10 protein-coding genes and 2 riboswitches are annotated in these 10,779 nt (G+C 34.5%); of the genes, 8 read left to right on the forward strand and 2 right to left on the reverse strand.

The annotated features are described in order from the left end of the window. Nucleotides 1-2 precede the first annotated feature (2 nt). The 4 genes from KHB02_RS13755 to KHB02_RS13770 all read left to right on the forward strand — a co-directional run bounded on the left by KHB02_RS13755 (nucleotide 3) and on the right by KHB02_RS13770 (nucleotide 3,082). Entirely contained in the window at nucleotides 3-1,694 is a 1,692-nt protein-coding gene (locus KHB02_RS13755) for a methyl-accepting chemotaxis protein (RefSeq protein ID WP_213144130.1), read from the forward strand. A 306-nt stretch (nucleotides 1,695-2,000) separates the two neighbouring features. Continuing rightward, a complete protein-coding gene (locus KHB02_RS13760) occupies nucleotides 2,001-2,165 on the forward strand; it encodes a hypothetical protein (protein WP_213144131.1) in 165 nt (54 codons plus the stop codon). A gap of 164 nt (nucleotides 2,166-2,329) precedes the next feature. Beyond that, the gene (locus KHB02_RS13765; protein WP_213144132.1) at nucleotides 2,330-2,731 is read left to right on the forward strand and encodes a hypothetical protein; all 402 of its coding nucleotides are present in this window, start codon (nucleotides 2,330-2,332) and stop codon (nucleotides 2,729-2,731) included. A gap of 201 nt (nucleotides 2,732-2,932) precedes the next feature. Then, on the forward strand, nucleotides 2,933-3,082 hold the full coding sequence (locus tag KHB02_RS13770; RefSeq protein WP_213144133.1) for a hypothetical protein: 150 nt from the start codon (nucleotides 2,933-2,935) through the stop codon (nucleotides 3,080-3,082). 442 nt (nucleotides 3,083-3,524) lie between these two features. Here KHB02_RS13770 and KHB02_RS13775 read toward each other — a convergent pair whose 3' ends face one another. Further along, entirely contained in the window at nucleotides 3,525-4,859 is a 1,335-nt protein-coding gene (locus KHB02_RS13775; protein ID WP_241113853.1) for a PD-(D/E)XK nuclease family protein, read from the reverse strand. Nucleotides 4,860-5,122: 263 nt separating this feature from the next. On the opposite strand from KHB02_RS13775, the gene KHB02_RS13780 reads away from it, so the two are divergent. The 4 genes from KHB02_RS13780 (at nucleotide 5,123) to KHB02_RS13790 (ending at nucleotide 7,914) form a co-directional block, all read left to right on the forward strand. After that, the gene (locus tag KHB02_RS13780; RefSeq protein WP_213144135.1) at nucleotides 5,123-5,785 is read left to right on the forward strand and encodes a hypothetical protein; all 663 of its coding nucleotides are present in this window, start codon (nucleotides 5,123-5,125) and stop codon (nucleotides 5,783-5,785) included. A 120-nt stretch (nucleotides 5,786-5,905) separates the two neighbouring features. Next, the gene (locus KHB02_RS30035) at nucleotides 5,906-6,028 is read left to right on the forward strand and encodes an HNH endonuclease (RefSeq protein ID WP_213144489.1); all 123 of its coding nucleotides are present in this window, start codon (nucleotides 5,906-5,908) and stop codon (nucleotides 6,026-6,028) included. An 88-nt stretch (nucleotides 6,029-6,116) separates the two neighbouring features. Further along, on the forward strand, nucleotides 6,117-6,698 hold the full coding sequence (locus tag KHB02_RS13785) for a hypothetical protein (protein ID WP_213144136.1): 582 nt from the start codon (nucleotides 6,117-6,119) through the stop codon (nucleotides 6,696-6,698). A 701-nt stretch (nucleotides 6,699-7,399) separates the two neighbouring features. Continuing rightward, nucleotides 7,400-7,486: riboswitch (cyclic di-GMP riboswitch) on the forward strand. Between the two features lie 77 nt (nucleotides 7,487-7,563). Further along, a complete protein-coding gene (locus KHB02_RS13790; RefSeq protein ID WP_213144137.1) occupies nucleotides 7,564-7,914 on the forward strand; it encodes a response regulator in 351 nt (116 codons plus the stop codon). Between the two features lie 330 nt (nucleotides 7,915-8,244). Then, nucleotides 8,245-8,328: riboswitch (cyclic di-GMP riboswitch) on the forward strand. An 827-nt stretch (nucleotides 8,329-9,155) separates the two neighbouring features. Here the strand turns inward: KHB02_RS13790 and KHB02_RS13795 are convergent. Further along, the gene (locus KHB02_RS13795) at nucleotides 9,156-10,391 is read right to left on the reverse strand and encodes a hypothetical protein (RefSeq protein ID WP_213144139.1); all 1,236 of its coding nucleotides are present in this window, start codon (nucleotides 10,389-10,391) and stop codon (nucleotides 9,156-9,158) included. Nucleotides 10,392-10,779: the final 388 nt, after the last annotated feature.

Genomic DNA, 10,779 nt, shown 5'->3' on the forward strand with positions numbered 1-10,779 from the left:
TTATGAAATGGACCTTAAATAGGAAGTTATTAAGTGGATTTTTAGTGGTAATCGCAATATTAATCATGACCATAGGGGTAAGTTATTACCAAATAAGTACAATTAATGATAATTATAGCTTTTTAATCCAAGATAAAGCTAAAAAATCGGTGGATATTAAAGCCTTACAAGTTGCATCAAAAGACGAGGTTATTGCAATGCGTGGCTATGTCATTTTAGGGAATGAACAAGCATTACAAGACTATAACCTGGCCCACAAAGAATTCCAAAAGCAATATGAAAACTTATTGGACAGACTTCAAATGCCACAGGCTATACAAATGTTAAAGGACTTTAAGAAAACTGAAAATGAATATAATCAAATGGCTCAACAAGTATTTGAACTCCATAAAGAGAATAAAACGGATGAATTGATGGCTTTGGTGGCATCAAGAAGCGACCTCTTAAAGCGATTTGATGAACAAGCCGATAAACTATCTATCTATCAAAATGAAATATTAGAGAACGGGATAAAAGAGAACTCTGTAAAAGCGAATAACACTAAGGTTCAGATTACTTTGCTTGGGATTATTGCCGTATTGCTTGGGATTGGAACAGCCATCATAATGGGGCGCCTTATTACAAGGCCACTGGTGACGATAGCCAATACAGCCAATAGGATTTCCAAAGGCGACCTTACGGTGAATGAGATTAAAGTAAAAAATAAAGATGAACTTGGAGGGTTAGCCAAAGTATTTAATCAAATGGTAATAAATCTTAGACAATTAATTGACCAAGTAAACTTAAATTCAATCCAAGTAGCTTCTTCTGCTGAAGAATTAGCTGCAAGTGCGGAGCAAACTACCCAAGCTTCAAACCAAATAGCAGCTTCCATTCAAGAAATTGCAAGTGGTTCGGAATCGGCAGAGCAGGGAGCAAACGAAAGCTCTATAGCCATGAATGAGATGATGATTGGTATTCGTGAAGTGGCTAGCTCAACTTCCTCTGTATCAGAACTAGCTTTGGAAACAAGTAAAGAGGCGAATAATGGGAGCGATTCGTTACAAAAAGTTACACAGCAAATGGATACAATCAATAAAGTGGTAGATGATTCTACTTCTGCCGTTAAACATTTAGGCGAACATTCTAAAGAAATAGGTAAAATCGTTGAGGTCATTACTTCCATCGCTGAACAAACCAACTTACTAGCCCTTAATGCTGCCATCGAGTCTGCCCGGGCAGGAGAACATGGACGAGGTTTTGCGGTTGTAGCTGATGAGGTAAGAAAACTCGCAGAGCAATCAAAAAATTCAGCAGAACAAATTGCAGAGTTAATCAAAATAATACAAAAAGACACAGTGGTTGCTATCGATGTCATGGATAAAGGAACTCAAGAAGTAAAAGTGGGAATGGAAGTTGTCCACGAAGCTGAAGAAGGATTTAAAAAAATTCTAACATTAATTGAACAGGTTACAGCCCAGATCCAAGAAACTTCTGCTGCATCTGAAGAAATGTCAGCTAGTGTAGAACAGGTTAATGCGTCGATTCAAAGAATTGCCAATGTCGCTCGAATTTCGACTAATAACACCCATAGTGTTGCATCTGCTTCCGAAGAACAGTTAGCCGCAATGGAGCAGATTACTATTTCTGTAACGGAATTAGCGAGAATGGCAGATGACTTACAGAATCATGTGGGCCAGTTCAAAGTTAAATAGAACAATAAGGTGCAATCAGTTCTATAGAGCCAAAGAGAATAATCTCAATTTCTAGAATAACTTACGACGAAGCTCTCAACCAATTATAAAATATAAAACCCCGAATTCTAATTCTTTCATTGAAGGATTCGGGATTTTTTTGTTAATTTTCAAGTAGAAGAGCATATAACTTTTAGCCAGTCCTGTGTAGAAGAACATTAGTATTCATTGTGTAAGCCTTGTGATTCATTTCTGGATAATCTACCTTTGAAATGTTAAAAGGTTAATTTATTAGTGGCGAAATATATCGGAATGGAGTTGTGAGAAATGGAAGATACTTCGAAATTAATAGAGTGGATACGTTCATTACCCGATTATGAGAAAGATAAATTGAAAAAAATTCTATTAGACTTAAATGAGATATTGGAAACTGATCCACAAGGGTTTAAACAAATTGTTTCAAAAATGCAAGGCTTCCCGAAAGGACATTAATATAAATTGTGATTAAAATGGGGAATGAAACAAAAAGAGGGCACTAGCATAGGAGAAGCTAGTTTGGATGTAGAATAAATAACAAACAGTAATGGACTAATCGGCTGAAGTGGAACGGCCATTTTTCCGAGTTTTTATAAAAGTACGGAGACGTGGTTTGAAATATGGTTAAGTTGAAAGAAATCCTTACTTATCGAGAAATTGAAATGATGCAGCATTTCCAAAACAATATGTTAAATGCAGATATTGAGGATATAAAGACCGTAGAAATGTATCAAAACGATATTATACAACTCTTAAATAAAGCTAAAAAACGATATTATGAAGAAAATCCTTCCGTTGTTCCCCTAAAGTCATTGAAAACAAAAGAGAGTGATTCTTTAAGGAAAATGACATTCAAAGCGAGAGAACTTCTTACTCAAGAGGAAGAGGAAGAAATTAATTTCCTTCGCTGGAGAATTACAAATAGTTTTACGCCCTGGGGAATCAAACAAAAAAAGAACCGGATAAATGCTATTTTGAATGAAGCATTAAAAAGGAATGGCTATAAACCTGATATAAAATAAGGATATAAAAGGTTGGCCTTTCAAAATGCTAAACAATTCAATTTTGAACGAGGAGACTACTAGATAAGGGGGATAATTTGTACATCATGGATGGCTAACGAACGGGGCAAGTTAGACAGGCGAAATAACATTTGTTCACAAAATATCTCTAGACACGAATTCTGCAAAATTATAAGATTAGTTAAAAACGGGTGTGGTTCAATGGTAGGAATTCCTGTTGTTTTTCAAGGTAAAGACTATATCATGCTTGTTAAATATGAATCTGGGTACTGTGAAATCGTTGAAGTGGGAGAAACATATAATAAGATTAAGTTGGTACATTTTTCTGAATTGAAGTTAAAAGAAGCGTGAACGTTTGTGGCGGCCTTTTTTATACTTTTTTGTCCGACTAGTGACACAAGGCTCCTATTTTGAAACGTCTAAATTATCGCGTTTATAACGCAGTATTAAGGGGTATTCTGTCACTATTTTTGGACACAATAACCCTTAATACCATGTAGAATGAACAAAAACCCTTAGTTGTTATGAACGGCCAAAAATAACATATCTGTTCATTTATATAGTACCCTGAATTTGTTCCTCTTTTATATAGGTTCCCATTAGATATACCCTAGCAGGTGCATTAAGGTCTTCCCATCCCATGATTCCAACTGCCCTCTACGCATAATCCTTAGCTTACCCTCCACCTAAGGGTTTCTATCCTATACTAATATCTTTTTTAAGAGAATTCCAGCATTGCTATAATCACCTAGGATAAAAACTTCTGTCGAAGATTTTACTCTGTTTCAAAAATTTAATTATCTTGGTTACTTGGAACCACTTCCCATTTTTTGAGTTCTGCAATCGTTTTATCCAAATCAAGCAAACCATTTTCCTTTGTTTGTATATATTCGGGTCTTTGAGCGATGGTCATCGTTTTCCCAGTAGCCAATTTTGTTGGTTTTTGCAAGAGAAGTCCGCGTTCTTCGGATTCAATTAGGACATTGTCCATTTCTGTTGTCCGGAACTCCCTTAAGTCTTGAGTCTTGTCTGCTTCAATTTTTACGCAAAGTAATCGCTGTTCAAGTTGCAGGTAATAGTTTTTATCGCTCCGTGGCTTCCACCAAAAACCCCAGAATCCGCCCCGTGGATTGGAGACGTAACCCCAGTTTCCATTAAAATGTTTCTGGAGTTCAATGTAAAAGCCCTGCCAGGTAAAACCGTCCCAATCCATGACAGGCTTTGATTTATATGCATGAATATTACTTTCCAGCCTCTCCAAATGTTTAAGGTAGTCAAGAAAAATTGGATGACTCACACCATTCTTCCTGCCGCGCTGTAGAACCTTGAGCATCCTATCCCGAGTAAATGGAAAATATCCTGCTTCCTTAACTGAACGGTAATTGCTTTGGTCAGCTATCTTATAATAGATTGGAAGCTGAACCTTATCAGGATAATCCTTTGCAACAACTTTACGATATCGACAAAGCTGATCTGAGTGGTTTTTAGTATATGTCTTGTCCTCTATTAGAATAGCATAGTTACCATTCACAATTGCTAGAATATCTAGCGATTGAAATTGCCTTATAATTTCAATTCTTTCAATGGTGGGAACGGGATAACCGTGGACGTTGAATAACATCGATACGAAGTCTACTGCAGCTTCATGCAAAGGCCTGTCTAATGAGCGGTGAGTTTCCTTGCTCCAGGACATCAGCCAGCACAAGAAAGCATCCTGTGACAATTCACTCGTTGCAAAATCGAATAAATTAGGTGTTTCCATATGAGCAGCCTCACTATACCTGACATTTTTAAGAAGCATTTCTACATCATGATTACCTTTATAATCGTCCCAGTAGCCTCTGGCAAGTATGGATTGGTAATGGGTTTCGGGCCAAATCAAATTTTCCCCTATATCAAAAATCCTCCCACGATCATTAGGATACAATAGTAGCAAGCGGTCATCTCCTTGCTGAGCAATAATTTCCGGTATCGGTTCTAAACGCTTCATGTACCCGCAATTTACATCCTGACACTCATAAATTGGATGTACATCCAACTTAATACCACCATCACTCATTTCATGTACCATTTCCCAATCTCTTTCTCGTAAATACGTTCCACATCGTGGACATATGTATTTATTCAATTAAAACCACTCCCACAAAAATTATCTCTCTATCATATAATTATATCCTATTTACTAATTATTTGGATTTTAAAGGAATTAATAAGTGTTAGCTAGAATAGGAACCTATTATTTATTGTATTACCTCTGCCCTTTATTGGAACAAAAAAGGCTGTCGCAACAGCCCAATCTAAAACTCTAGTACCCAATCGTAAGAACGATATTTAGACAATCCAATTTGTACCTCTTATAATAGTTATAAAGAACTACTTAGGAGGACACAAATGAATTTTAAAAAAACATCTATGCGAGCCTTTAGTCTAATTTTAATTACAATTCTTGTGGCTTGTGGTCAGACTAGTCCGGAAGATACAAAATCTATTGATGATGAAAGTCAAGCTGGATATGAAGAGACTGAAATAACTAATGAAAAAGAAAGTGGAAGCTACGAAGATTATACAAGTCAAGGAATTAATTCAGCTGATGAATCTTCAAATCAAGATGGAGTTTCCTTTGAGGAATTGCGGCAAGCAATTGGAAACCAAAATACAACAAAAACTTCTGATCCTGACGAATATCTAAAGAAATTTAATGTTTGTATAAATATGTATGACGAAGCTTTCAAGTCCCTTCCTGACTTTCATAGTGAAGAATTAAATTTTGTGCAGTTAAATGTAAATTTTGACCAATTTCAAGAAGCAGTGGAATGTTATACAAACGATGCACCAAATTATACTACAATGGATGAATTGTTTGATCTTATAATGACATACGTAGAGATGCAAAATAAAGCTGTAGATTATATTAATTATGTAAGAATGATAGAAAATAAAATTGCAGCGGGCGAAGATTATAGGATACTGTTAGACAAATTTTACACGACGGTTCTTCAAATGCAGGAAAAAAGGGAGAATTTCGTAAATCATTACAAGTCGTTCACAAAATAAAGATTAAATTTGAGTTTTAATTCTTGGAAACATAGGGAAACGCCTTCATACATAATTTTTTGGTCGTTTAGAAAAGCAGATCCGTTGAGGTAGGGCTTGGATTTTTGCATAATAAGTTAAATTTATTTATCTAAAGGTGAAAATCCAAAGGGATATACTTGGAACAATAACGAGGAGCTGGGAGTTTTACAGCTTGCAGTCCAAGAAGTACACGCTGACAACGGTCATACTGGAGGAAGATAGTTTTATGTGGCGGTGGAGAGGAATATATGTAATATAGAAAGAATAAAGAAATATAATCAAGATAAAATTGAACAGGAGTAGCATTCCCTTGAAATTAAAATTAATAGCCATATTACTTTCACTTTTTCTTATTGTCATCCTTGAGGGCTGTAACACGCAGAATAAGGCAGATATTCAAAGTGAAAAATTAGCGAGTGATTATGAGAATTATATACAGAAAGAGATCTTAGTAAACAAACCGTTTAAATCATTCATAACTAGTGTAAATGTGAAAGTAATAGATAAATATAAAACCGCAGCAAATATTGGACACCATTATTATTATGATTATGGTCTAGAAGTAGAGACTTCTCCTGCATTTTTAAATTTATCAAAACAGCAAAAATATGAACAGATTACGGATCTTGCATCTTCTCTTTCAAGTATTCCCGCTGCTTCACGTTATCAAGGTGATGAAGAGCTTGATGAAAGTGATGCTGTTTATTTAAGTGAAGATTTTAAACACACTCTTCATAAAGAGCAAATTATCTTTATTAGTGGTAAAGATAGGTACAGAACAGATATAAAAATGATGAGTGCTTCTGACCGTTATAATTATAAACAACCCTACGCAGAAAGTATGGAAATTCTTTATGTTAACGATAAAGAAAATATAGTCAAGTTTGATTAATAGGCTAGCCTAATAGAAGTTAACTTTAAGTAGTATTAACCTTTCTATTAGGCTATATTTTTTAACCAAATTACAAATAATAGAGGAATGGGTTTCCCGTTGAGTTTTCCGGTAAAGGCCGTGTATAAAAAAGTTGGGGGTATTTACATTCCCCCAACCTACTTTTTATTATAAAATAGGCTAACTGAAACTTCCGACCAACAAAAATGAGCTCTTTTTAAACTCATTATATTTTTCGTTAGCAATGGCGGATATTCCAAATAGTACCAATTAAATTTATTCGAAGGCTATATAAAAAAATATACTAATGATTGCATTGGTGGTTAGTTGGGATAAGATAGGTAATAATCAGGAACTTGAAGAAAGCGTTGGATAAAGCAACAATTACTAAAATTGAACTATGAAATTAAATAGATACCAAAGTTTCTATTGAAGAACAAGATGTTAAGCAACCAGTGACAAACATTCAAAAGGAAAATACTTCAAGCCTAGTAATGTTTAGTTATTACTGAAAAATATTAGCTGAAGAGGATATTAACTTAGTAAAAGAAGCGATGAAATTAACGAAAAGAGATTTTAGAGCGTTTCTCCAAGACGCAAAGAAAATTCGGAAGGAAAGTTTGCTCCAAAAAGGATTATTTATAAACAGGAAAAAGTATTACATTTTCTTTCCTGTTTTATCGACAAAATCGTTATGGTACAATAGGATTGGGCAAATCTTACGAAAGTAAAGGACGCAAAGCCACGGGCCTAAAACGCTTAGCCGTCATGGCAGCCGGGTTGCCAGGTATCTTTCCTGCATTTTTTATATTAATTCCACTTTCCTAATTGCCTAATTTGGTGCAAAGGTGGATTTACTTTTTATATGATTATGGTTGTCGATGATTCACAGTTCATGCGAAATCTAATAAAGGAAATTTTAAATGAAGCTAATATTAGGAATATAATTGAAGCTGAAAATGGTGAAGAAGCCGTTAAAAAATACAAATTATATTCACCTGACGTTGTAGTCATGGATATTACAATGCCGTTACTTAATGGCTTGGACGCCCTAGAAGAAATAATAAAAATAGCTCCAAAGGCAAAAGTAATCATGTGTTCATCGGTGGGGCAACAATCCACTATCCAAGATGCACTAAAAATTGGAGCAAGTGATTTTGTTGTAAAACCGTACTTTCATAATTTATCCAAGATAGTCCATAGCCTTTTATCTTAAAAATCAGGCGACCAATACAATGTTGCCATGAAAGTCAGAGAATTTACTTTTATAAGTAGATTTCTTTGACTTTTTCTTTTTATAACTATATACAGAATATAAAATATAAATTTTATAATTAATTATAACACATTAACGTAACAACAAGTAATTGCGCCTAGATGTTATATTTTACGCTATAAATGTAAAAATGGCGGTTATGGAATTGGAGAGAAAAAACTAAATTAGATTATTCTAATAGTAAAAAACAACTATTTTTATCAAAATATGTTGGAAAATACCGAATTTTATTGCAAATTACCATACTAAAGTTTTATGATAAAAGTATTAATTTGATAAAGGCAAACTTATTGAAAGATAAGGACGCAAAGCCACGAGTCTAAGGTGATTTACTATGACAGTCGGGTTACCAAATGATTGGTTACTGTTACCTATGATAAAATGATAAAAATAGCCTTTATCATACAAGTCCACCAATCTTTTTTGGTGGACTTTTTATTGTTATAGTTTGGCGAAGCTTCACTGATCAGTAAATTAAAAAAATTAAAAAAGGAAGGTGGAATGTAATTTGACTGTGTTATATGGTACGGTGGAATTCTTTGAAAGAGAAATTTACAACTATCTGAATGAGAATCAATTAAGAGCTAAAAGTGAAGATTCCCTATATGACGTTACTTCAAAACTTAAAAAAGAAATTTTATATGATTTTGTTTGCGATGAAAGAATTCGGTGTCAGTTAGATAATTTTAGAAAAATGTTTTTTGTCATCATAACTTTTTAATATTGATTTTTAAAAATTCTAAACAGAATATTCTTTTCTATAAACAAAAGAAATCAAGCACTTGAATGAAGTAAATAGGAGTGTAAATACAAAAAATGCAAAAAGAAAAAAGTGAAATTTCCGGTAAAGGAAGGGCGAATATAGGGGATATTGTTCTTTTTGAAAGAAAAGGTTGAGAATTGTTCTTAACAGGGTTAATTACAATTAGTAAAGGACTTTTTTCAACATGACAAATAATTGTGGAAATAAAATACTGAACTGATCAAGATTTCAATTCCGTGAAACTATGAATTTCAGAATCAAGAAGACCTTTGATGACAGGTCCAGTGCTTTACGCCAAGGAGAATTCCCTGGGTGCCCGGAAAAAAAGCTCCTAGAGCGAAAATTAAATAAAAAAGGACTGCCGAAGGTTTTTCGACAGCCTGAGGACCGCCACATGGCGGTTCTTTGTAATTTATTTTTATTTTTTATGATTAATAACCATTTTGTCTTTTTGAATAAACATTGTGAGTAAGGCAGCTAAGACCAAAACTGTACCGATTAAAATAAAATTGATGCTATTGGTTGCGGTGTTAGGTAGCGGATAACCTTTTGAAGTTTTCGCGGCGCCTCCAGATTGTACCGCTTTTGTATCGGCACTTGCTGTTTTGGTATTCTGACTTGATGTGCTAGTTGATCCGGTTGTTTCCACCGATGTTGACTGATCTCCATTGCTGACAACAGGTGGTGTCTGTGCCCCGTTATTCACCGGTGTTTGCTCTGCTGCTTCCATTACAGTATAAGTACTAAAATGATTTGTTTTTGTCGCTACTAAACCCTTCCCTGATCCATCATTCCACGCTGTATAAATTCCTCCAACATTTTCCCACTTCTGGGTGGTCTCATTAAAATAAAAAACTTTTAGATTTTTCGTATTATATTTGGATTCCTCAATATCATCAAAACCTACTGTTACTGGTGTAGAGAATGTTGAAATGATATTTTCCCCCTGTTTAACAGAAAAATCAAAGATGGAACTTATTGCAATCTCAGCTTCTGTTAAGTCCTCAGTAACTTTAGTTAAAAGAATTGTGGCCGCACTGTCATCTTTAAGATTATTCATATTAAATACAAGGCGTGCATCTAAAAAACTAATACTTAAACTAGTATTACTAGCTCTCATATTCTCAACCTGTTCAGATGTCAAATCTAATTGAGCCCTATTAAATTCAGTATCTGCTATCATGATAAATATTTTGCTGCCATCAGCCAGTGTTTCTGAATCAAAACCGTTAATAGTGACCACACCATTAGTGCCAATTATCGGTTTTGGGAAATACATACCCGTTGAGTTGATAGTTTTTACTTGAACAGGAGCGGAAGTCGATACAGATATTGCTTCCTCATATTGCTTTGTATCCCCTGTATTTCCCTCTAGTCTAACCTCATAAGCAGTTGATGGAGCTAGGTTTGTAAACAAATATTCACTCGCATCAGGTGCTGGAAGAGGGTTAACCAGTTCACCGTTCAAATAGATTTTAAAAGATGTGTAGATGTCTTTGTTAGGTAGGTTCCTCCAGGAAACCTGAAAACCATCGGTTGTAGCATAATCCATTTTGAGATACTGTGCCTCCGCAAATGCATTGATTTGCTTACCGGCCATAGGAGCTGTAACTAGTGTAAAAATTAAACTAAGCACAAAAAGAAGTTTTCTCATTTCTTCCCCCAAATCCCCCAAATTGTATGTACACTTTTTTTCTACTTGGGATGTAATATTGCATACAATGAGTATATCGGCATTCTTTAACCTTAGGTTTAGTGAGTTGAAAGTATTGACGGAATACTTCGAAATTGATTTCACAGAATCCCTTATTGGTGGATTGGGTATCAAAATGAAAAGACATCAAAATAAATTACCATTTAAAAATTAATTGATACAAAAATCTATAAATTCAATCGTAAATAAATTGCAGGAATCTACACAAGGCGTTTATTTTAACTTATATAAATCGAAATTACAATTTTAGCCTTTTTTAAGATGGTTAAACCATTGACCCTTATTCTAACGGGGCAGGATAGTTGAAGAGTGTCGTTTAACTTGTATT

It is taken from the genome of Neobacillus citreus (genome assembly GCF_018343545.2).
Classification (GTDB): Bacteria; Bacillota; Bacilli; order Bacillales; family Cytobacillaceae; genus Neobacillus; species Neobacillus citreus.

Coding starts and splice junctions, on each gene's coding strand:
- KHB02_RS13755 (WP_213144130.1), top strand. CDS start 3: ATGAAATGGACCTTAAATAGGAAGTTATTAAGTGGATTTTTAGTGGTA.
- KHB02_RS13760 (WP_213144131.1), top strand. CDS start 2,001: ATGGAAGATACTTCGAAATTAATAGAGTGGATACGTTCATTACCCGAT.
- KHB02_RS13765 (WP_213144132.1), top strand. CDS start 2,330: ATGGTTAAGTTGAAAGAAATCCTTACTTATCGAGAAATTGAAATGATG.
- KHB02_RS13770 (WP_213144133.1), top strand. CDS start 2,933: ATGGTAGGAATTCCTGTTGTTTTTCAAGGTAAAGACTATATCATGCTT.
- KHB02_RS13780 (WP_213144135.1), top strand. CDS start 5,123: ATGAATTTTAAAAAAACATCTATGCGAGCCTTTAGTCTAATTTTAATT.
- KHB02_RS13790 (WP_213144137.1), top strand. CDS start 7,564: ATGATTATGGTTGTCGATGATTCACAGTTCATGCGAAATCTAATAAAG.
- KHB02_RS13795 (WP_213144139.1), bottom strand. CDS start 10,391: ATGAGAAAACTTCTTTTTGTGCTTAGTTTAATTTTTACACTAGTTACA.